A 20955-nucleotide genomic window follows, 5' to 3' on the forward strand; every position below is an offset into this window, starting at 1 on the left:
CCAGGATGCGGTGACCCGTCCCCCGGCCCGCCGACGTGTCGACAAGGCACCCGTTCCTGAGCGTGGACCGGCCGCTCGGCGGGGTCGGTCATCCCGCGGGCCGCCCGGCGCGGCGGCGTGTCGGGCTACCCGAGGCGGGCGAGGAACGCGAGCACCCGCTCGGTCACCTGGGCCGCGGCGACCGGGTCGTGGTCGGGCAGGCTGCGATCGGTGAACAGGTGCCGGTCGCCGGGGTAGACGAACAGCTCGGCGCCCTCGATCGCCCCGGCGAGGCCACGGGCGACGTCGACGTCCCCCTCCTCATCGGCAGCCATCGTGTGGAACTGCACCGGCACCCCGTCCGGCCACGTCTCGGCGAACTCCCCCAGCGGCACGGCGGCGTGCATCAGGACGGCGCCGGCCGCGCCGGGGCGGGTCTGCGCGAGCAGCTGGGCCGGCATGACGCCCAGGGAGAACCCGGCGTGGACCAGCCGCCCCGGCAGCTCCTCCACCGCCGCGCGGCCGCGGGCCAGCACGGTGCCGAAGCCGATCTCCCCGGCATGGGCGACGCCCTCGTCGAGGGTGCCGAACGTGCGCCCCTCGTACAGGTCGGGCGTGTGGACGACGTGCCCCGCGGCGCGCAGGTCGTCGGCGAACGCCCGCACCCCCGCCGTGAGCCCCTGCGCATGGTGGAACAGGACGACCTCTGCCATGGGCCGACGCTAGCGGGCCTCGCCGTCCGCGGGGCCGCATCCTGCGCGACCGACAGCGCGTGTAACGGTTCGCCATGGAAGGGGTGAAGGGCGCGCGCCGCGGGCCCGCCGTCGAAGGGCGACACCATGCGAGACCGGGACGACTCCGGCCTGGACGAACTGCTCCGCAGCGCGGGAGCCACCGGGCGCGACCCCGCCGAGGAGGATCGCCTCTTCTCCGACGTCTGGTCACGGGTGCAGGCGTCCATGGCCGACGACGGCGATCCCGCCGTCGGCAGCGTGCAGCAGCGGCGGCTGAGCCTCATCGGCGACCGGGAGGTGGCGGCCCGCCGGCGGCGGCGGGCGACCCGGCTGGCGTCGGTCACCCTCGCCGTCGCCGTGGCCGGCGCCGGGACCGCCGCTGCGGCGGACTACCTGGCGACCCGGACCGGTCAGGAGAACACCGGCTGGGAGGTCGAGGCCGGGGGCTCGGGCGAGATCCTGAACATGGGCGGCTCGGACCGCTCCGAGGTGTTCGCCGAGGTGACCGCGGACATCGCCTTCCCGCCGGGGTACGAGGCCCAGCGCACGTGGGCGCTCGAGTTCTTCCCGCACGCGACGGACACCCTGATCAGCGAGGAGTTCCTGCGGTCCTGGGTGGCGGGGAACGCGGTCTGCACCTGGGCCGACGCCTGGATCGCCGCCGACACCGCCGGCGACGCCACGGCCCGGGCGGCGGCGGCGACCACCGTGCTGGCCGAGGCGGTGTCCTGGCCGGACATCGTCGAGGCCGACACCCCTGACGCGATGATCACGGCGGACGGTCAGCGCCTCTCCTACCGCTGGTGGGTGCGCCCGCTCGCCGAGGCGGCCGCGGCCGGGGACCGGGCCGCGGTGCTCGACACGGTGGCGCAGAGCACCGGCTGCTCGTACGCGGTGCTGCCCACCATCGATCTCGCGCCCGACTACGAGTACGCGGGTGTCCGGTGAGCCACGAGCAGCGGGAGTTCGAGGCGCTGTTCCGGGAGACCCGCGGTCCGCTACTGGGCTACCTGACCCGGCGCGCGCCCGGTGAGGACGCCGCCGACCTGCTGGCGGAGGTCTACCTCGTCGCCTGGCGGAAGCGGGCCGAGCTGCCGCCCGGCGAGGAGCGGCGGCTGTGGCTGTACGGCGTGGCCCGGCGGCTGCTCGCCGAGCACCACCGGCTGGCCGTCTCCCGGGACGCCGCGGACCGGGAGGCCGGCACCGCCGGCGTCCTCCGGCGCGGGGCGGACGACGACCGGCGGGACGTCGCGGTGCGCCAGGCGCTCGACGCGCTCAGCGACCTGGACCGCGAGCTGGTCACCCTGACCAGCTGGGAGGGGCTGACCCCCGCCGAGGCGGCGCGGGTCGTCGGCATCACCGCGGGGACCGCACGGGTCCGGCTGCACCGCGCCCGCGGCCGGCTCGCCCGCCAGCCCGCGCTCCGGGCGCTGCTCGACGATCCCGGCGGAGCCGCCACGACGGCACCCCGGCCTGCGCTGGCCGATGCGCTCCGACCCTGACGACGTCTGGGCGGCCCGGCCCCCTCCGCGAGGAGGGAGCCGGGCCGCCGGTCGTCACGGCGTGTAGGTGATCTGCTCGGCGATCTCGAGCACCTGCTCCTTCGTGAGCACGGAGGGCGCCACCATCAGGAAGAGCGGCCCGGCGGGGAGCTGGCCGGTGACCAGCCAGCCGTCCCCGTCGCCGGGGTCGACCCTCGCCGTGCGCCCGGGCTGACCCTGGATGGTCACCGGCTCCACCGGGCCGGCCAGCACCCGGCCCTCGAACGGGTCGTCGATCGTCGCGGTGTAGCCCGGGCCACCGAACAGGCTCACCCGCAGCGGGGCCTGCGTCGGGTCGCTGTCGTCGACCAGGTCGAGGCTGCGGCTCTCCTCGTAGCCGCCGACCGACCACCCCGCCGGGGCCAGCCCGAACTGCAGGCCCACCGGCTGCGGGCGGTCGACGACCGACTCGGCCACCGCGACCGCGGCCGAGGTCTCCGCGTAGGCGCCCTCACCGAGGACCTGCACCCACCGGCCGTCCGGCCGCTCCCAGAGCAGGGTCACGATCCCGTCCCGGCGCCGCACGTCCACCTCGGCGCCGTCGACGGTCGCCGTGCCGGCCGGCTCGCCGTCGATCGACCACCCGGCGTCCCCCCACTGACGGGGGTCCTCGGGGAAGAGGCGGAGCAGGAACCGGTCGCCGGTGCCGGACGAGTAGTCGGCGGAGAAGACCAGGGGCTGGTCGCCGTAGAACGCCGTGCCGCCCCACCGGCTGAACGTCGGCGTCAGCCCGGCCGGCACGGGATCGACCGACAGCGGGAAGGTGACCGCCTCGGCGGCGACCAGCCGGAGCCCGTCGGCGGGCGCCCCCGGATCCACCGGCGCCTCGGTGACCTGGCTCGGCGTCGCGACGTCGTCCCGGGTGCTCGGCAGGTCGGCCGGGGTGACGGCGACGGCCGTCGCCCAGGCGGCGGCGATGGCGACGACGGCGCCGCCGACCCGCAGCAGCGTGCGGCGTGCCGGACGCCGCGGCCGGCGTCGCGGCACCCCGCGCGCCGCGTGCGCGTCGGACACCAGCTGGCGGGCGGCGATCACCGAGGCGGGCTCCGCCGCGTCGGCACGCAGGTGGGCCAGGAACTCTCCCGGCAGGGGCGGCAGCTCGTCGTCGCGGATGCCGGCGGCTGCGGCGAGCCGGGCATCCAGGTCGCGGTCAGTTCTCACGGTCGGACTCCTCGGCGGCGGTGGGGGTGGCGAGCGCGGTCCGCAGGCGGGTGCGGGCGCGGTGGAGGCGGACGCGGGCGGTTCCCGCGCTCACGCCGAGGACGGTCGCCGCCTCGGCCGGCGTCAGCCCCTCCCAGGCGATCAGCGTGACCAGCTCGCGGTCGTCGTCGGGGAGCCCGGCGAGCGCCGCGCGCACCCGCCGGCTCTCGGCCCGGACCTCGGAGACGGCGGCCGGGTCGGGAACCGCTCCCTCCGGGAAGGCCTCGGCCAGCCGCCGGCCGAGACGACCGGCCCGCTGGGCGCTGCGCGCGGCGTTCGCCAGGCACCGCCGGGCGATGCCGAACAGCCACGGTCGCGCCTCCACCGGGTCGGCCGGCAGGTCCGCCCGGCGCCGCCAGGCGATCGCGAACGTCTCCGCCACCACGTCGAGGGCGTCGTCTCGGGAGTCCGACCGGCGCAGCGCGTAGCCGAGGACGGCGGTGCCCGACGCCCGGTACGCGGCGGCGAAGAGCTCGTCCGCTGCTGTGGGTGGATGGTCGGCCTGGGGCGGCGGGGAGCCCTGCATCGCGATCACACACTGACATGTCCGGTCGCGGCGGATCGTTACAGCGTGCGAGTCCGGCGGTGGACCCCGTGGGGATCGAACCCACAACCCGCGGATTAGTTGGCAGGGGCTAACGAGGCGTCACGCCGCCGCCAAGTAGCCCCAGCCTGGCGGGGACCATCGCCGCGAGCATCACGGTGGCGCACTATCGCTCACGCTGTATCCGAGGGGTTTCTGGGGGGCAGCTCGGACGCGCATGCCAGACCGCTAGCACTGCGGAAGACGTGGTCCCGTTGCGCGAGCAGGTGACGGCGAGAACCGCCTAAGAGCGCCGTGAACCCGGTCCACGGCCGATCAATGACCAGACTTGCGACCCAAGCTATGGACCGGCAGGGCGGAGCACCCCTGGTCCCTAGCAGGTGGGGGTATGACCCCCTCGACCGATCACCCAGGATCGCCAGGTCTTAGCAGCCAAGATGCTGCCACGGTTACAAGGGCCGTGAGACCGGGCGCAATCGCCTCACCAGGGGTCCATGCGGAACAGCAAACCAGGAGCCCCAAGGTCATGAAGTGTCAAGACGACCTCGTCACTTTGGAGAAAGTCGCCGCCCGATGGTCCAGTGGGTATGTCGGAGTCAATGAGCGTGATGATCGGCTGAAGCCCATAGCCCGCGTACCTGCGGAGGACGTTCAACAGGTTCCGCTTCTTGCGATTGTCGAGCGATTCAAACGCGCCGTCATGGTAGGCGAATCGAGGGAAGACCTCCCCCAGGTGCGCCTCCGCGTCAACACCCGGAAGGTCTACGCATCCTCGCTGAACCGGCACGTCGTCGGCACCAAGGACAACCCTTCCTCGCTGGCGAACCTGACCGTCCGCGAGGTCAAGGTGGTCGGCATCGAACGGTGGCTCCGGGGCATCGGCAAGGCGAGCGGCCCGGACGCCATGAAGACGGCCCGATCCGTGCTCAGCTCGCGCTGGCTGTGAAGCACGAGGCCATCCCCCACAACCCGGTGCGCGACGTCGGCCACGTCGCGGTGCCCGCCCGCGACAGCGGACGGGACAAGCAGAGGGCGTTCACCCGCGAAGAACGGGAGGCCCTGCTGACCTTCGCCGATGCAGACCCCACGGCACGACGTCGTGAACTGCCCGATCTGCTTGCCTTCATGGCGGGCACCGGGGCGCGGATCGGAGAAGCCTGCGGCGTCCGCTGGTCGGACCTGGACCTGGATCTGGGGACGGCCAAGCTGGGCTCCCTGCCCGTCCGGGTGCCGGGCGTCGGCCTGGTTCTGCAGCCCCACGGCAAGACCAAGGACAGCTCGCGGACAGTCGCCCTCCCCCCGTGGCTGGTGTCCCGCCTGATGGAGCGCAAGGTCAACGCGGTGCCGAACGAGTGGGACGTGGTGTTCTGCTCGGCCCTGGGGAAGCTGCGGGACACGTCGAACACGAGCAAGCACGTCCGCACCCTGCTGGACGCTGCAGGGTTCGAGTGGGCGGTGGGGCACACCTTCCGCAAGACCGCGGCGACCTGGCTGGACGAGGACGGCGTCTCCGGTCGGCAGGTCGCCAACCAGCTCGGCCACGCGAAGCCGAGCATGACGATGGACCACTACATGAGCCGCCGTGCGGTGACCGAGCGGGCGGCCCTGGTCCTGTAGGGGCTGTCCTGCGGATCGTGCGCGCCCCGACTATTGCCGGAGTCCCTGAGCGGCCCATTCAGGGACACAGGTGATGGTGGCCGGGGCAGGCGTTGGGTGCTGACGCGCCTACCCCGGTTGCCTGCACGGGCCCGACTCGAACGGGCAGCTCCCCTCCACAACGGACGCATGCGCCAGGCGGGGCAACCCATGCGCCGAGGCCACGGCCATGGCCGACGGGCCACCAACCCCGCCGACGGCACCCATTGCGTCCGCGTCCAGCGGCCGGTCGCGTCACTATTCGGTGTGTCTCTGCGCAGCCGACTAGCGGCGGTCCCTGAGTTGGACGGTGCCACTACGGTCTGATCCGTGGGGCGGACGCAGCGGGCCTGTGTCTTCTGCGACGAGACGCCGTTGACGCGCGAGCATGTCATTCCGCAGTGGCTTCGGGACGTCCCCTCAATCGCCCATGACCTCTCGGTTGAGGCACGCGGCGAACGTCGCTCCCACTACATCTACAGCTTCGAGAGGGAGCCGACGAGCAGGGTTCCCTCTTCGACAGTGGAGGAGAGAGGACAGTTTGTTGCGCCGCGAGATTTGCTGGTGCGCGTCGTCTGCGAGCGGTGCAACACGGGTTGGATGTCGCGACGTGAGGTCGGAGTTCAGCCGCTCCTCACCGCCTTGATTGAAGGCAGTTCGCTGACGGTGCTGGCCGACGGCCTCGTGAGGCTGGCCGCCTGGACCGCGAAGACAGCGATGATGTTCGAGTACAACCACCCGCCGACCGCTGGGTTCAGCGCGGCACAGCATCGTGACCTTGTTCGCCGTGAGCGCCCGCCGCGCTCGACCGATGTCTACCTAGCCCGCTTCGACGGGCCGCCTGAGGTGTGGCCGCTCCACCGCGGCGGCCCGATCGGGCTCCTGCCGCCGACAGGGGGGTCGGCTCAGGTCATCGGGCGCTGCCAGCTCACCACACTGGTTCTCGGCGAAGTCGCCCTTCTGGTGCGAAGCGTGACGCCGGCTGAGCTGGCGCCGGTGCTCTTCCAGAAGCTGGGCGTCCCCGCCCCATCGTGGCTGCGCATCTGGCCGAGCCCACCGCCACGACTGCAGTGGCCCCTGACATCGAACGTGGTTGACGAGCAGGACATCTATCGAGTCGGCCCCAGTTCATGGTGACCAGGCGATCCGGATACAGATTTTCGATGGCCCGCGCCACCTGCAGCGTGCCAACCCGCGGGTGCGCCAGGTCGTCGGCCCTGCGGTCAGGGTGAGATGGTGACCGAGGCGTCGACCCAGGCGCTTCCGGTCCACTTGAGTGGCGAGTGGAGCTTCCAGGTGCTGCCGGTCTAGACGGCGACGGCCGAGCCGAGCGCACTGCCGGCGCGATGGGGGCGGACGGGAACAGGACCAGCTCGTTTCGCGGCACCAAGGCCGCCTTCAGGGACATGGGTGGCGGCGCACCTAACCCGCAAGACAGGCTCTCGTCCTCTGATCCGAGCCCGCCCCGAGGACCAAAGTGAGGGGTTTGTGAGGGATCAGCCCCCGAACTCCACACCTAGATCGGCCCCTGACTAGCGAACGTGCTGCTCAGGGGCCATGTTGCGTGGGCCCCGTGGGGATCGAACCCACAACCCGCGGATTAAAAGTCCGCTGCTCTGCCAGTTGAGCTAGAGGCCCGTAGGCGCGGCGGAGACGCCCTCACCCGGGAGGAGGCTACCGCCGCCGGCACCACGGGCTCCCCGTCACGAAGCCGCCGGGTCAGCCGGTGATCCCCCAGTGCCCTTCCTGCCGCGCCAGCGCCAGCACCCCGTCGTCGGCGCCGGCGAGGGCGGCCAGCTCCGCGGCGAGCTCGACGCGCACGCTCGCCGAGTTCCCGTCCACGGCCACCTCGCCGAGCTCCGCGCCGGAGAGCTCCTCCTTCTGGGCGGAGCTGAGCGCCTCGGCGGCGCCCTTCACCGCGGCCAGGCAGTCGCCCGTGCCGCCGTGCGCGCCGATCAAGGTCTGCTGGGTGGCCGTGTCCATCAGCGAGCAGGCCCGCGGGCCGTCGCCGTCCGCCAGCGCGGCCAGGTAGGTCTCGGCCACCCTGCTCGCGCCTTCCTCGCCGGGGATCGCGGCGACGTCCTCGAACCCGCCCCCGCAGCCGGTCACGAGGGCGACCGCGGGCGCGAGCAGGAACAGGCGGGCGTTGCGCGCCATGGATGTCCTCCGATCAGTCGGGCAGGAGCTGCGGGTGGGTGGTGGTGCGCAGCGCCGGCAGGGTCAGGGCCGTGGCCAGCAGCGGCAGGGCAGCCGCGCCCGCCGCGACGACGCCGATCGCCGCCCAGGGCAGCCGCGTCGCCCCGCCGTCGGCGAGCGCGAGGTACGTCGTGGCGGTGGCCAGGCCCAGCACCAGGCTCAGCGCGACGACCGGGAGGATGACCAGGCTGCTCTGCAGCAGGGTCGCCGCCCGCACGGTGGCGCGCGGCATGCCGGCCATCCAGAGCGCGACGAGCGCTCGGCGGTGCTCGCGCACCTGCTGCAGCAGGGTCGAGGTCAGCGTCAGCACCCCCACCAGCGCCGCGCACCCGAGGGCGGCCAGCGTGATGTCCCGGTAGGTCTGGGTGGTCCGCTCGGCCTCGGCGACCTGCTCGTCCACGGTCAGCACGCTGGCCGCGCTGGTGGCCCGGGTGAGCAGCGTGCGGACGCGTTCCAGCTCGGCGCTGCCCGCGGCGGGTCGAACCAGCAGCGTGCCGCCGGCAGCGGTGGGCCGGGCGGCCGCCGGCAGGGCGGAGACGTCGACCAGCCCGATCGTTCCGCCGGTCAGCTCGTCCAGGGAGCCGAGGACCTCCGACGTGCGCGGTGCCTCCGAGGTCGTGAGCGGGCCCAGGCCGACCGTGTCCAGGCTGCCGCCGTCCGCCGACTCGACCATCGTCACCGCCTGCAGCGGGCCGTCGGTGCGCAGCGGCACCGCCTTGGCGTCGGAGTCGGCCGGCGCCAGGAGCAGGCTCCCGGCGCTGCAGCCCCCGAGCGCCGGGAGGACGCCGGAGAGCTCGGCGCAGTCGGTCGCGGTGATCAGCGGCCCGCCCTGCCCGGCGCCGTCGCTGATCTGCACCTGGGTCAGCCGGGCGACGCCGGACACCCCCGGATCGGCGCGCAGCTCGGCGAGCGCCGCGGTGTCGAGCAGCTGGACGTCGGCGACGAGCAGGTTCCCGCCCGCGGTGTCGCGGAGCGCCCGCAGGCCCGCGGCGTTGCCCGTCTCCAGCAGCGGGAAGAACGACAGCAGCAGCCCGCTGACGAACACCAGGAGCGCCGATCCGGTGACCAGCCGGGCGGCGCCGGTCGCGTCCCGCCGGACCCGGGCCGCGGCGAGCTGGGCGGGGATGCCCGGCAGGACCCGGCCCAGCCCCTGCGCGGCAACCCGGCAGAGCAGCGGAGCCGCCAGGACGATGCCCACCAGCAGCAGCACGACCGCCGCCAGGAGCAGCGCGCCGGCGAGGGTGACGTCGTCGGCGCCGTGGCCGGCCGCGGCGGAGCCGGCCAGGGCCAGGCAGCCGGCACCGAGCGGGAGCAGCCGCCGGCGGCGCAGCTCGCGGTCGCCAGCGCCGCGGACGACGCCCAGCGGGCTGACGTCGATCCGCCGCAGCGCCCACCAGGTGGCCGCCGTCCCGAGCAGCGGCAGGACGACGAGCAGCCCCGCCGCCACCGGCAGGCTGAAGAACACATGGTCCGGCCAGACCCCGCCGCGCACCGGCAGGTGCGGAGCCAGCACCGGCGCCGCCAGCCGGAACACCAGGCACCCCAGGACGACGCCGGGGACCACGACGAGCGCCGACTCCAGGGCCGCGACCAGCCGCGCGTGCCGGGCGCTGAACCCGAGCAGGCGCAGCGCCGCCAGCCGGCGTTCGCGGGCCGCGGTCCCCATGGTGGCCACGGTGAGGAAGAGGGCGACGAGCGGCAGCAGGAACCCGATCACCAGCAGCGGCACGGCGAGCCGCAGCTCCGAGGGCATGTCGGCGATGTCGGCCACGCCCGCGCCCCCGAACCCGGTGACGACCCGCGTCTCCGGCATCCGGTCCCGGTCGACGCCGATCCACACCACCAGCGCCCCGGGCCCGACCAGCCCCGCCCGCGTCACCGTGCCGACGTCCCGGCCGGGATAGCGCTGGGCCAGGGTCGTCCCGGGGTCGGACCAGAGCTCGCGCATGGCCGGGGAGAGGACCACCTCGCCGGGCGCCGGGACGCGGTCGAGCCCGGGGGGAACCAGCCCGCCTCCGGCGGTGTCGGCGACCAGTGACGCCGTGATCGGGCGGTCGCGGTAGGAGCCGCTGCTGTGCGCGATCAGCAGCCCGGGCTCGCCGTCGGCGGCGAACTCGCCGGCCATCGCCGCCTTGTCGGCGGCGCCGCGGGCCTGTGCGGTCGGGTGCATGCTCAGCCCGGCCAGCAGCACGACCACGCCGAGGGCCACCACCAGCGCGCCGGCGACGGCCGGCAACGGCGAACGCCGGACCGCCGTCAGCGCCAGGCGCACGACCAGGACGGCGGCGCCGCGCCGCCCCGGGCGGTTCACGCCCACGCCGGAGCGGCGGTCAGGCGCCCGTCGCGGAGCACCACCGAGCGGTCGGCGTACGCCGCCACGCGGGTCTCGTGGGTCACGAGCACCACCGACGACCCCTGGTCGCGGGCGGCGGCGGTGAACTCCTCCATCACCAGCTCGCCGTTGAGGCTGTCCAGAGCGCCGGTCGGCTCGTCGGCGAACACCACCCTCGGCCCGCCGATCAGCGCCCGGGCGACCGCGACGCGCTGGCCCTGCCCGCCGGACATCTCGCCGGGGCGCTTGCCCGCCACGTCCGCGACGCCCAACCGCTCCAGCCAGCTCCGGGCCTGCTCCTCGGCGGCCCGCCGGCGGGCGCCGGTGAGCTGCAGCGGCAGGGCCACGTTGGCCAGCGCGGTCAGCTCCGGGACGAGCGATCCGAACTGGAAGACGAACCCGAAGTCGTTGCGGCGCAGCCGGCTGCGCGCCTCGTCGCTGCGGTCGTCCAGCCGGGTGCCGCGGTAGCGGACCTCCCCGCGGTCCGGCGTCAGGATGCCGGCCAGGCAGTGCAGCAGCGTGGACTTGCCCGATCCCGAGGGGCCGAGCAGGGCCAGCACCTCGCCGGGGGCCACCTCCACGGAGGCTCCGGCCAGCGCGCGGGTCGGCCCGAAGGCCAGGTGCAGGTCGTCGGCGACCAGCAGCGGTCCGGTCACGACAGCTCCTCGGCGAGGCGGTGCAGGCGCGCGGCGGTGTGCTCGATCCAGCGGAGGTCCGCCTCCAGGTGGAAGAGCGTGAAGTCGCAGGCCAGCGTCGTCGGCAGGTCGGCGCCGCGCTTGCGCGCGGTCAGGCCGCGCATGACGCCGAGGTGCGCGTCGCGCTGGGCGTCGAGGATCTGCTCGGCCGGCCGGCCGGAGCGCAGCGCGAGCACGACCTTGACGTAGACCTCCGACTGCAGGTGCGCGGTCGAGGGCTCCGGCTCGGCGAGCCAGCGCTCCAGGTGGGTCACACCCTCGGCGCTCAGCGCGTACGACGTACGGTCCGGCCCGTCGACGCGTTCGGTGCCGACGACGGTGATGTCGCCGTCCCGGAGCAGCCGGCCGAGGGTCGCGTAGACCTGGGCGGACTTGACCGGGCGCTGCTCCCCGAAGCGGGCGTCGTACTCCCGCTTGAGGTCGTAGCCGTGCCGCGGCGCGGGTTCGAGCAACCCGAGCAGCGTCTGGGGAAGGGCCATGGCGGTCACTAGACACCGGGTTGCTAGCCGGGTCAACAGGGCGCGCCGCGCACGCCGGACCCGCCCCCCAGGCCCCCGGATGCCGCCGGTCATAACCTTGGCTCCGGATTGCTGCCGGTCGCGGTGAGGTACCTCATAGCCCGGAGAGCACATGCGGCGGCCGATTTCGGCCGACGATCGAGAGCAAGGGCGCCGCGGCGCCTCGCCGAGCACCGCCAGAGAGGCAAGACGTGACTTCCGAGCGCAGCGTTCCCGACAGCGCGAACCCCGACGTCGTACTCGTCGGCGGCGGCATCATGAGCGCGACCCTGGCGCAGCTGCTCCAGGTGGTCGCCCCCGAGTGGAGCGTCGCCGTCTTCGAGTCCGGCAGCGCCGTCGCCGGGGAGAGCTCCGGCCCCTGGAACAACGCCGGCACCGGGCACGCCGCCCTCTGCGAGCTGAACTACACGCCCGCGGGCCCCGACGGCCGGGTGGACCCCACCAAGGCCATCACCATCAACGAGCAGTTCCAGGTCTCCCGCCAGTTCTGGTCGCACCTGGTCCGCGCCGGCATGACCGGCTCGCCGAAGGAGTTCATCTCCCCGGTCCCCCACCTGAGCTTCGTCACCGGCGAGGACGGGCGCAGCTACATGCGCAACCGGCACGCCGCGCTCGCCGCCCAGCCGCTGTTCGAGGGGCTCGAGTACACCGACAGCCCCAGCGAGATGGCCGACTGGCTGCCGCTGATGATGGAGGGCCGCGACCCCGAGCAGGTCGTCGCCGCCACCCGCTCGGCCGCCGGCACCGACGTGAACTTCGGCGCGCTCACCCGGCTGATGCTCGACGACGCCGCCACCCGCGGCGTGAACGTGCACGTGAACCAGCGGGTCGATGCCCTGGAGAAGGAGAGCGACGGCCGCTGGAAGGTGACCGTCCGCGACACCGTGACCGGTGACCGGGTCACCATGCGCACCCGGTTCGTCTTCGTGGGCGCCGGCGGCGGCGCCCTGCCGCTGCTCCAGAAGGCCGGCATCCCGGAGATCCGCGGCTTCGGCGGCTTCCCGGTCAGCGGCATGTTCCTGCGCTCGCGCTCGCCCGAGCTGGTCGGCCGGCACCAGGCCAAGGTCTACGGGCAGGCCGCCGTCGGGGCGCCGCCCATGTCCGTGCCGCACCTGGACCTGCGCCTCATCGACGGCGAGTACTCGGTGCTGTTCGGCCCCTACGCCGGCTTCTCCCCCAAGTTCCTCAAGGCCGGTTCGCTGTTCGACCTGCCCAGGAGCGTCAAGCCCGGCAACCTGGGCTCCATGCTCGGCGTGGCCCGCACCGAGCTGGCGCTGACCAAGTACCTGATCGGTGAGCTCGTGCAGTCGCGCGCGGCGCGGCACCGCACCCTGCAGGGCTTCGTGCCCACCGCCGAGCAGGCCGACTGGGACATGGTCACCGCCGGCCAGCGCGTGCAGGTGATCAAGCAGGACCCGAACACGAACAAGGGCGTCCTGCAGTTCGGCACCGAACTGATCGTCGGCGGCGACGGCAGCATCGCCGGCCTGCTGGGCGCCTCCCCCGGTGCCTCGACGGCCGTGTCGGCGATGCTCACCCTGCTGCAGCGCTGCTTCCCCCAGCACGTCGACGCCTGGCGCCCGCTGCTGCAGACCGCGATCCCCTCCTACGGGCACTCGCTGAACGACGAGCCGGCCCTGCTGGCCCAGGTGCGCGCCGACACGATGCAGACCCTGGAGCTCAACGGCTGACCGCACCGGCACCGACGCCGCCGCCCGGGTGGCCGATCCGCGAGGGTCCGCTCCCCGGGCGGTGGCGTCAGAGCACGGTGGTCAGAGCACGTCGAGCGCGAGCAGCAGGACCAGCGTGAGCAGGGCCGAGATCAGCAGCGAGCCGAGGCAGCCCAGCCGGCTGGAGAAGAGGAAGAACATCCCGATCGGGTGCCCGCCGGTGGCCTGCGGCTACACATCGTGTGCCCCGGCTCACCCCGGAACGCGGGCGACCACCCGTTCAGGGGATCGCGGGCCGGCTCGACGACTACGTACCGTCATCACCGCTCCGGTCGGGGGCGCGACACCATCCCCCGATCGCCGACCCGTCCGCCCCGCGCTCCGGCGTCCGGCGGGTACGACCCCGGCCCGGCTGACCCGTTCCCCCCGGGGCAGCCGGGCCGGCTTCTCTCCCGGCAGCTCACCCGGCTCCCGCGCACACCCGGTCGACCAGCCCGGACAGCTCCGCGCGCAGCGCGTCGTCGACCGGCAGGTCGACCACGACCGGGGCGGCGTCCCCGAGCCGCACCGCGAGCGGGAAGACGAACGGCTGCTTCGTCTCGGCCAGCACGTGCGGCGCGCAGGTGGCGAGGGCGAACACCACCGCGGTGCCCGCTGCGGCATCGGCGGGCGCCAGCTCGAGGGGCAGCTCGGCCGTCACGTCCAGCAGCACGCTGCCGCCCAGGCGCTCCACGACCACCCGCTCGCTCCCCGAACGCCGGGTCAGCCCCAGCCGGCCGGGGAGCGCCGCCTCCTCCGGCCCGCCGACGGTCACCGTGACGTCGACCGCCTCGGCCACCGCCAGCGCGGCGCACTCCTCCCCGTGCACCCGCGCCAGCGTCCCCCCGGGGAGCGGGGCGCGGACCTCCTCCTCCCTGCCGCCGGAACGGACCAGCGACAGGCGGGCCGACGGCGTCCCGGGGCCCGCCGGGCAGATCACCGCCCCGTAGGGCGTCGGGAGGTCGATGACCCGGCCACGGTCGAAGGCCGCCGTCACCGGCGCCGGCGGGAGGGGCTCGAAGCCCGGCGCGTCCAGCGCGACGGCGGTCACGGTGAAGGGGTCGGCCCGGGTGGCGGTCACCCGCACCTGGATCCGGCCACCCTCGGCCTCGTCGGTCCGGAGCCGGACGTCCTCGGCCGCGATACCGGGCACCTCCGGGACGGCGGCGGTCGACGGCGGCGCTGCTGCCGGCGCCCGGTCAGCGGGCGCCCGGGACGGACCGGCGCACCCGCCGACCGCGACCACCGCCACCAGCAGCGCGACCGTCCGCCTCATGCCGCCGGAGCGTAAGGGCCGCGCCGCCGGCCGGGGGCTCAGCGGTGGCGGCTGGGCACCCGGGCCTTCACCCGTCCGGCCTCCATGCGCACCTCGAGCTTCTCCTGGGGGTTCGCCGCCGGACCGCGCCGGGGCTGGCCGCTGCCCAGGTCGAACGCCGAGCCGTGCCACGGGCACACCAGGCACTCGCTGCCCCGCACCGTCTCCACCACGCCCTCGTCCAGCGGACCCGACAGGTGCGAGCAGGCACCGACGAAGACGTCGACCCGGGCGCCGCGCCGCACGACGGCCAGCGGGACCGCCATGCTGCTGCCCTTCCCGGTGCGCAGCGTCGGCCGGCCCTCGGGCAGGTCGTCCAGCGGCCCCAGGTCGATCCAGTCGGAGCTCAGCGCCCGCACCGCCGTCGCCGCGTGCGAGGCGCCGGAGGACTGCGCGTAGGACATGTGCCCGCCGATGGCCGCCGAGCCACCGGCGATGCCCAGGCCGCTGTAGGCCAGCACCCGGCCCAGCGTGCCGCGCCCCTTCGCCCGCGCCACCAGGGAGCCGACGTACAGCCCCAGGGCGGCGCTGTTCATCACCGCGTGCACCGCGCCGAGCCGCCGCACGCCGGCGCCCTGCTCCGACCAGTCGGCCGCGCCGCTCAGCGCGGCCGGGACGGCGGCGGCCACGCCCGTGCCGATCAGCACCGTGGCGGCCGGGCGGAGCGGCGGCACCGCGTCGAGCAGCCCGGCGGAGACCCAGCTGCCCACCGGCACCTGCACCAGGACCGGGTGCAGCGCGTGCCCCAGCCAGGTGCCGTGCAGCGCGTCCTTCACCCCGCTCGGCAGGCCCTGGACGGCCCGCCGGGCGGGCTCGATGGCCTTGTCGAAGGCCGACACGTCCGCGATGCGGTCCAGGAACCCCATGAGACTCATGAGCAGCCCCTACCCCCGTCCCGCCGCGGTGACGCACGACGCAGCCACCCGGGACCCCGATCCACTGCCGGCCGGTGACCCACAGGCAACCGTGAGCAAGGACACGGGTGCATCACAGCTCCGGCAGGCATCTATAGAGGTGACAAGGGTTATGCCGAAGAGGAATGTTGTCCCCGCTCCCCCCGCGCACCCGAAGGAACCCCCGTGACCTGCCCGTCCCTGCTCCGCCGTGGCCACGCCGCCGACCTGGTGGGCGACGTGTCGCGGGCGACGGCGCAGTGGGCGCGCACCTCCGCCCCCGGGTTGACCGACCGGCTCCGCGGTGAGCGGACCGCCGCCCAGTTCGCCCGGTTCGTCCTGGTCGGTGCCGTCACCACGGTGGTGTACGCGGTCCTGTTCGTGGCACTGCGCCCCTGGGGCTACCTGCCGGCGCACCTGGTGGCCACGGCGGTCTCCACCGTGCTGGCCAACGAGCTGCACCGCCGGCTGACCTTCCGCGCCGAGGAGCGGGTGCACTGGTTCACCGCGCAGTGGGAGGCCGGCGGCGTCACCGTCCTCGGCCTGCTCGCGACCAGCAGCGCGCTCGGCTGGCTCGACGCGGTCACCGGCGGAACCCACCCCGGTCTGCAGATCGCCACCGTCGTCGCCGTGACCGCGCTGATCGGCCTCATCCGCTTCATCGCGCTGCGCTGGATCTTCCGCCCGGCGCCGGCCGCGGCCTGAGGCGCGCCCCCGCGGGGACCTCGCCTACCCGGGGGACGCCCAGGTCATGGCTACCGTGGGCCCGATGAGCACGCCCACCCCGCCGACCTCCCCCTGGCCGGGGCGGGCCCGCACCACCGGCCGCTGGGCTGTCCGCATCGCCCTGGCCCTCGGCGGGGCGCTCGTCGCCGTCCTCCTGTTCGCGCGGGTCTCCGCCCCGCTGGGGCCGTTCGACGCCACGCTGTCCTTCCATCCGGCCTCCGGTGGCGCCGAGCTGGCCGTGCCCCCGCTGGGGTCGCTCGCGGTGGACGCCTACGACGGGCCGCTCCGGCTCGACGTCTCCCTGGAGAGCGTCGACCAGGAGCGCGCGCGGGCGCTGGCCACCGACCCGGTCCGGCTGGCCGGGGTCGTCGACCGGGTGACCGAGAACCTGCAGTCCGCGGTCGTCCGGCTGATCTGGGTGACGGTCCTGGTGGCCCTCGCCGGCGCCGCCCTCACCTCGTGGGCGGTCCTGCGCGGGCGCCGGGAGCCGCTGATCGCCCTGGGCATCACCACCGCCGTCCTGGCCGGCACGGGAGCGGTGGGTGCCGCGACGTGGCGGCCCGAGGCGCTCTCCCAGCCCACGTACACCGGGCTGCTGGTGAACGCCAACAGCCTGATCGGCAGCGCCGAGGACATCGTCGCCCGGTTCGACGCCTACCGGGCCTCCCTGGAGGACCTGGTCGCCAACGTCGGCACGCTCTACGCCACGCTGTCCGCCCTGCCCACCCCGACCGGCGCGGTCGACTCGGTGGCCCTGCTGCACATCTCCGACATCCACCTCAACCCGGCCGGGTTCGACCTGGTCCGCCAGGTGGCCGAGAAGTTCGACGTCGACGCGATCCTGGACACCGGCGACCTCACCGACTGGGGCAGCGAGCCGGAGAACCGGCTGATCACCTCCGTCGGCGACCTCGACGTCCCGTACGTCTACATCCGCGGGAACCACGACTCCGCCACCACCGCCGCCATCCTCGCCCAGCAGCCGAACGTCACGGTGCTGGACGACTCGGCCGTCACCGTGGCCGGCATCGACGTCGTCGGCGCCCCCGACCCGCGGTTCACCCCGGACAAGAGCACCGGCGACGACGACGCCGGCGCCGACGTCCTCCAGACGTCCGGCGAGGAGCTCGCCGAGTTCGTCGGGACGCTGCCCCAGACCCCCGCCATCGCCCTCGTGCACGACCCGAAGCAGGCCGCTCCCCTCGACGGGATCGTGCCGCTCGTGCTCGCCGGGCACACCCACGAGCGGGAGGTCGAGGCGCTCGAGGACGGGACGCTGCTCATGGTCCAGGGCTCCACCGGCGGAGCGGGGCTGCGCGGGCTGGAGGGCGAGTACCCGGAGCCGCTGACCTGCACGGTCCTCTACGTGGATCCGGAGACCGGCACGCTGCAGGCCTACGACGAGATCACCCTCGGCGGGCTCGGCGCGACCGAGGTGACCGTCCAGCGCGTCCTGATGACGTCGGAGGACCCCGGCACCGACACGGGAGCCGACGGCGCCGAGGTCGAGCCGGGTCCGGCCGGAGCGCCGGTTCCCCCGGCGTCCCCACCGGACTGAGCGTCCCGACCTACGCTTCGGGCATGCCGTCGACGACTCGCGCCCCCCGGCTCGCCGCAGGACTGCTGGCCGGCGGGCTCGCCCTGGCCGCGCTCTCCGGGTGCTCCTTCACCTCCGAGAACGTCTCCTGCGCGTCCGGGACGTGCACGGTCACCCTGTCCGGCGCGGGCGCCGAGGCCGAGATCCTGGGCACCACGCTGTCCTTCGACGGGGTGCAGGACGGGCGGGCGTCGCTCAGCGTCGGCGGGACCAGCGTCTCCTGCGGCGAGGGCGAGAGCGTGGCCGCCGGCCCCCTGCAGCTCTCCTGCTCCGGCGTCAGCGACGACTCGGTGGAGCTGACCGCCACCCTCGGCTGACCGGCCGGCCCCTCCGGCCTCAGCCGGCGTGGGCGACCTCGATGACCACGCGGGCCGGGTTCTCCTCGGCGTAGACGCGGAACGGCGCGCGCTCCTGGGCGCCGACGAAGGCCGTCGTCGTGCCCTCGTAGGTCGCCTGGAAGACCACCTCGGTCACCGTGGAGGTGTCCGCGGAGGTCAGCGGCACCGGCCCGCTGTACTCCTCGACGCCGGTGTCGTAGGGGTAGCCCGCCCCGGTGAGCTCGAGCTGCAGGACGGCGTTGCCCGCCACGTCGACCGCCTGGCCGCTCCCCGGCGCGGACGCCGAGTCGACGTACCGGACGTCCCAGCCGGGGGTCCCCTCACCGCCGAGGTCCAGGACCACCCGGTCGAAGCCGTCCTCCCCGGTGATCCGGATGTCGCTCACGGTCAGCCGGGCGTCGGCCGACGGCTCCTGCGTGTCGGGCTCGGTGTTCGCGTCGAACGGGAGCGCGCCCGCGGTCTCCGACGGCGCGGTCTCCTCCGGCTCGGCCGGGGGCGGCGTGGTGGACGGGCTGCTGGCTGCCGTGCCGGCCGCCGGCTCGACGTCCCCGGTGCCGGCGCAGCCGACGAGGAGGACCGAGGAGATCAGGAGGGCGGGGACGACCCGGGAGGTGGCGCGCACACGGCACAGCCTCGCATCCGGACACCCCCGCGCAGGGGAGCCACGACAGGCATGTATTGTTCTCGCTGCCCCCGGCGAACACGAGCCCCCATCGTCTAGCGGTCCAGGACGCCGCCCTTTCAAGGCGGTAGCACGGGTTCGAACCCCGTTGGGGGCACGCACGATCAGCACCACGAGCATGGCCCTGTAGCGCAGTTGGTTAGCGCGCCGCCCTGTCACGGCGGAGGTCGCGGGTTCGAGTCCCGTCAGGGTCGCTTTTCCGGTGGAGACGCCGGGAGGGGCAGGTAGCTCAGTCGGTACGAGCGCTCGCCTGAAAAGCGAGAGGTCGGCGGTTCGACCCCGCCCCTGCCCACACTCGCAGCCACGAACGGGCCCGGCAGTTGCCGGGCCCGTTCTGCGTTCCTCAGACCCGGCTGCGGTCGGCCGCGACCTGCGCGTAGACCTCGCCGTGCACGTCGCGCACCGCGGCCCGTTGCCCCTCGCGCCAGACCCGGTCCGCCGGCCGCGGCATGGGGCGGGTCAGCGCCGCCCCGATCGCGGCGGTCAGCGACACCGGGTCCAGCCCGCCGCGCTCGTCGTGGGCGTACGGCACGACCTCGGACCACTGGTCGGCGAACCAGCCGCAGCCGGGCGCCACCACGCGGGTGCCGACGTCCCGGCAGATCTCCACGTCCCGGGAGTGGGTGCCGCACCGTTCGGGGAGCACGGCCGCGTGCAGCTGCTGCAGCTGGGCCGACCACTCCCCGGCCCGGTAGGGGGTCAGCTCGACGGCGCCCTCCTCGGCCAGCGCGACGACGCCGGGGTCCAGCCCCGGGGCCGCGACGTCCTCGACGAGCACCCGCAACCGCCCGCCGCCGGAGACGGCGCCGGAGAGCGCGGCCCGGACCAGGAGCAGGGGGTCGGGCACCGCCTCGGACGCGGCACCCAGCCGCACGCCCACCAGGCCGCGCTCGGCCCCGAGCTCGGGGTCGGCGGCGGCGACCGAGGGGTGCGCGACCACGATCGCGGTCCGGCCGTACGCCTCGGCGATCTCGTCGGCGGCCCCCGGCGTGAGGGTGAACACCACCTCGGCGGTGGCCAGGGCCGCCGCGAGGAGCGCCTGGTGCCGGCCGGGCGGTGCGTGCGGCTCCTCGCGCAGCCCGTGGACGGTGACGACCAGCGGCACGCCCAGCCGCTGCAGCTGCTCCGCCCACGCCTCGAGCGCGGACGCCTCCAGGTGGCCGTAGCCGGCGTGCAGGTGGACGACGTCGACCTCGTCCACGTGGGCGGCGAGGTAGCCGGCGTCCAGCCAGGGGCTGGGCTCGGCGCCCGTGCCGACGCGGACCGCCCCGGCGGGCAGGACGGCGTCGACGTAGGGGTCGGCGTGCGGGATCGACACGACGCGGATGCCGGCCCCCGGTGTCGGGGGCAGCCCCGCGCGCGGGGGGTCTGCATGGGTCACGCGACGGTGCGTCTCCTCGTGCGGTCGGGCGCTGCAACTTCGGCGACGGTGCGCGCTCGACGTCAGGACCGGACCCGCGGGATCGAGCCGATCAGAGGGGTCCTTCCTACCCCGGCGTTCGCCGGACCAATCCGCGACCGACTCCATCGGGTGAGCCGGCGTGACCGGCCCGTCACCTCGCCGGGGGGTGCCCCTGCTCCCGGGCGGTGGCATAGGCCGGCGCCCGGAACCGCGCCATGGGCCCGGTGGCCGCCAGACCGGGAGGTGCGTTCCGGACGGCGTCGAAGCGGATCGGCGGGTCCAGGGGCCGGCCCGCGCCCGTGCCGCGCAGGTGGGCGAAGGTCCGCCACTCCCCCGTGCCGATGGCTGCGGCGAGGTCGAAGGCGATCCCGCCGGCGGCGGCCGCGCGGGCCACCGGCTCCGGGTCGGAGGGCGCCGTGGCGGTCGCCGGGAGGGCGGCGACGCGCACCGGCCCGGCGGCCGACCGGTAGGCCATGATCGAGCTGTAGGGAACGGCCGCGTCGCTCCGCGGCACCGGGACCAGGCGGGTGAGCGGCCCGCGGCCGGTGCTCGACAGCAGCAGGTCGACCGGGCTCCCGTCGTCGCCGGTCAGCCGTACGGCAAGGCCCAGGACGTCCGGCAGCGGCGCCGGCAGGCCGGCGCCTCGGCTCATCCGCACGAGGACCTGCTCGGTGCCGACCGCGTCCAGCCACGGGACGCCGAAGGGCGGCGTGCCCCCGTGCCGCTCGACCACGGCGTCCAGCACCGCGCCGCGGGGGTGCATGGGCCTGCCCCCGCGCCACCGCGCCACCAGTCCGAGCGGCACGGCCACCACCTGACCCGCCAGCTCCGCCAGTCCCGTCACGGCGCCCCCCGTCCTCATCGGCCCGTCGGGCTACCCGCCCCGCGCCGCGCCAATCGGCGCCCGGGCCCGCACGCC

At 74.8% G+C, this 20955-nt stretch carries 22 protein-coding genes and 4 tRNA genes; 12 read left to right on the forward strand and 14 right to left on the reverse strand.

From position 1 onward, the window contains the following. Positions 1 to 125 precede the first annotated feature (125 nt). Positions 126 to 692 carry a dienelactone hydrolase family protein gene (locus BD833_RS08955; RefSeq protein ID WP_166532804.1) on the reverse strand — a complete coding sequence of 189 codons (567 nt, stop codon included), beginning with the start codon at positions 690 to 692 and terminating at the stop codon, positions 126 to 128. Between the two features lie 126 nt (positions 693 to 818). On the opposite strand from BD833_RS08955, the gene BD833_RS08960 reads away from it, so the two are divergent. Both BD833_RS08960 and BD833_RS08965 read left to right on the forward strand, forming a co-directional pair. Beyond that, positions 819 to 1661 carry a hypothetical protein gene (locus BD833_RS08960; RefSeq protein ID WP_166532805.1) on the forward strand — a complete coding sequence of 281 codons (843 nt, stop codon included), beginning with the start codon at positions 819 to 821 and terminating at the stop codon, positions 1659 to 1661. Further along, complete coding sequence (locus BD833_RS08965) at positions 1658 to 2215, forward strand: RNA polymerase sigma factor (protein ID WP_166532806.1); 558 nt, start codon at positions 1658 to 1660, stop codon at positions 2213 to 2215. The genes BD833_RS08960 and BD833_RS08965 overlap by 4 nt, the downstream gene beginning before the upstream one ends. A gap of 54 nt (positions 2216 to 2269) precedes the next feature. Here BD833_RS08965 and BD833_RS08970 read toward each other — a convergent pair whose 3' ends face one another. From BD833_RS08970 to BD833_RS23465, 3 genes are all read right to left on the reverse strand, one after another. Beyond that, positions 2270 to 3415 carry a hypothetical protein gene (locus BD833_RS08970; protein WP_166532807.1) on the reverse strand — a complete coding sequence of 382 codons (1146 nt, stop codon included), beginning with the start codon at positions 3413 to 3415 and terminating at the stop codon, positions 2270 to 2272. Then, entirely contained in the window at positions 3405 to 3980 is a 576-nt protein-coding gene (locus BD833_RS08975; protein ID WP_166533059.1) for an RNA polymerase sigma factor, read from the reverse strand. The genes BD833_RS08970 and BD833_RS08975 overlap by 11 nt, the downstream gene beginning before the upstream one ends. A 499-nt stretch (positions 3981 to 4479) precedes the next feature. Further along, on the reverse strand, positions 4480 to 4785 hold the full coding sequence (locus tag BD833_RS23465) for a DUF2326 domain-containing protein (RefSeq protein WP_166532808.1): 306 nt from the start codon (positions 4783 to 4785) through the stop codon (positions 4480 to 4482). On the opposite strand from BD833_RS23465, the gene BD833_RS08985 reads away from it, so the two are divergent. The 3 genes from BD833_RS08985 to BD833_RS08995 all read left to right on the forward strand — a co-directional run bounded on the left by BD833_RS08985 (position 4732) and on the right by BD833_RS08995 (position 6770). Further along, positions 4732 to 4944 (forward strand): hypothetical protein, encoded by a 213-nt coding sequence (locus tag BD833_RS08985; RefSeq protein WP_166532785.1) that lies wholly within the window; start codon positions 4732 to 4734, stop codon positions 4942 to 4944. The two genes, BD833_RS23465 and BD833_RS08985, sit on opposite strands and share 54 nt — an antisense overlap. Next, positions 4941 to 5615, forward strand: a complete 675-nt coding sequence (locus tag BD833_RS08990) for a tyrosine-type recombinase/integrase (RefSeq protein ID WP_243737546.1) — start codon at positions 4941 to 4943, stop codon at positions 5613 to 5615. The genes BD833_RS08985 and BD833_RS08990 overlap by 4 nt, the downstream gene beginning before the upstream one ends. Before the next feature lie 348 nt (positions 5616 to 5963). After that, on the forward strand, positions 5964 to 6770 hold the full coding sequence (locus tag BD833_RS08995; protein WP_166532810.1) for a hypothetical protein: 807 nt from the start codon (positions 5964 to 5966) through the stop codon (positions 6768 to 6770). Positions 6771 to 7198: 428 nt separating this feature from the next. On the opposite strand, the gene BD833_RS09000 is transcribed toward BD833_RS08995, so the two are convergent. The 5 genes from BD833_RS09000 to BD833_RS09020 form a co-directional block, all read right to left on the reverse strand. After that, a tRNA-Lys gene (locus BD833_RS09000) sits at positions 7199 to 7271 on the reverse strand. Positions 7272 to 7352: 81 nt separating this feature from the next. Then, positions 7353 to 7790, reverse strand: a complete 438-nt coding sequence (locus BD833_RS09005) for a hypothetical protein (RefSeq protein ID WP_166532811.1) — start codon at positions 7788 to 7790, stop codon at positions 7353 to 7355. Positions 7791 to 7803: 13 nt separating this feature from the next. After that, on the reverse strand, positions 7804 to 10140 hold the full coding sequence (locus tag BD833_RS09010; protein WP_166532812.1) for an FtsX-like permease family protein: 2337 nt from the start codon (positions 10138 to 10140) through the stop codon (positions 7804 to 7806). Further along, complete coding sequence (locus BD833_RS09015; RefSeq protein WP_166532813.1) at positions 10137 to 10817, reverse strand: ABC transporter ATP-binding protein; 681 nt, start codon at positions 10815 to 10817, stop codon at positions 10137 to 10139. Before BD833_RS09015 ends, BD833_RS09010 begins: the two co-directional genes overlap by 4 nt. Beyond that, positions 10814 to 11335 (reverse strand): PadR family transcriptional regulator, encoded by a 522-nt coding sequence (locus BD833_RS09020; protein ID WP_166532814.1) that lies wholly within the window; start codon positions 11333 to 11335, stop codon positions 10814 to 10816. The genes BD833_RS09015 and BD833_RS09020 overlap by 4 nt, the downstream gene beginning before the upstream one ends. Positions 11336 to 11565: 230 nt before the next feature. Between BD833_RS09020 and mqo the strand changes: the two genes are divergently transcribed. Further along, on the forward strand, positions 11566 to 13065 hold the full coding sequence (gene mqo, locus BD833_RS09025) for a malate dehydrogenase (quinone) (RefSeq protein WP_166532815.1): 1500 nt from the start codon (positions 11566 to 11568) through the stop codon (positions 13063 to 13065). Between the two features lie 439 nt (positions 13066 to 13504). On the opposite strand, the gene BD833_RS09030 is transcribed toward mqo, so the two are convergent. Beyond that, positions 13505 to 14359, reverse strand: a complete 855-nt coding sequence (locus tag BD833_RS09030; protein ID WP_166532816.1) for a hypothetical protein — start codon at positions 14357 to 14359, stop codon at positions 13505 to 13507. A gap of 38 nt (positions 14360 to 14397) precedes the next feature. Then, positions 14398 to 15273, reverse strand: coding sequence for a Rieske (2Fe-2S) protein (locus tag BD833_RS09035; protein ID WP_166532817.1), 876 nt, complete (start codon positions 15271 to 15273; stop codon positions 14398 to 14400). A gap of 204 nt (positions 15274 to 15477) precedes the next feature. Here BD833_RS09035 and BD833_RS09040 point away from each other — a divergent pair, with 204 nt between their 5' ends. From BD833_RS09040 to BD833_RS09050, 3 genes are all read left to right on the forward strand, one after another. Then, positions 15478 to 15996, forward strand: coding sequence for a GtrA family protein (locus tag BD833_RS09040; protein WP_243737547.1), 519 nt, complete (start codon positions 15478 to 15480; stop codon positions 15994 to 15996). A 64-nt stretch (positions 15997 to 16060) separates the two neighbouring features. Beyond that, positions 16061 to 17575, forward strand: a complete 1515-nt coding sequence (locus tag BD833_RS09045; protein WP_166532818.1) for a metallophosphoesterase — start codon at positions 16061 to 16063, stop codon at positions 17573 to 17575. Between the two features lie 23 nt (positions 17576 to 17598). After that, positions 17599 to 17931, forward strand: a complete 333-nt coding sequence (locus BD833_RS09050) for a hypothetical protein (RefSeq protein ID WP_166532819.1) — start codon at positions 17599 to 17601, stop codon at positions 17929 to 17931. 19 nt (positions 17932 to 17950) lie between these two features. Here BD833_RS09050 and BD833_RS09055 read toward each other — a convergent pair whose 3' ends face one another. Next, positions 17951 to 18574: an AMIN-like domain-containing (lipo)protein gene (locus BD833_RS09055; protein WP_166532820.1), complete on the reverse strand. Its 624-nt coding sequence runs from the start codon at positions 18572 to 18574 to the stop codon at positions 17951 to 17953. Between the two features lie 84 nt (positions 18575 to 18658). Here BD833_RS09055 and BD833_RS09060 point away from each other — a divergent pair. The 3 genes from BD833_RS09060 (at position 18659) to BD833_RS09070 (ending at position 18926) form a co-directional block, all read left to right on the forward strand. After that, positions 18659 to 18731, forward strand: a tRNA-Glu gene (locus BD833_RS09060). Positions 18732 to 18754: 23 nt separating this feature from the next. Next, positions 18755 to 18828 (forward strand) — tRNA-Asp (locus BD833_RS09065). A gap of 24 nt (positions 18829 to 18852) precedes the next feature. Then, positions 18853 to 18926: transfer RNA gene (locus BD833_RS09070), tRNA-Phe, on the forward strand. Between the two features lie 51 nt (positions 18927 to 18977). Here BD833_RS09070 and BD833_RS09075 read toward each other — a convergent pair. Together BD833_RS09075 and BD833_RS09080 are read right to left on the reverse strand one after the other, a co-directional pair. Next, on the reverse strand, positions 18978 to 20015 hold the full coding sequence (locus tag BD833_RS09075; RefSeq protein WP_243737548.1) for a glycosyltransferase: 1038 nt from the start codon (positions 20013 to 20015) through the stop codon (positions 18978 to 18980). Between the two features lie 172 nt (positions 20016 to 20187). After that, positions 20188 to 20880: a phosphodiesterase gene (locus BD833_RS09080; protein WP_166532821.1), complete on the reverse strand. Its 693-nt coding sequence runs from the start codon at positions 20878 to 20880 to the stop codon at positions 20188 to 20190. Positions 20881 to 20955: the final 75 nt, after the last annotated feature.

Origin of the sequence: Blastococcus xanthinilyticus, assembly GCF_008124835.1 — a bacterium.
Classification (GTDB): Bacteria; Actinomycetota; Actinomycetes; order Mycobacteriales; family Geodermatophilaceae; genus Blastococcus; species Blastococcus xanthinilyticus.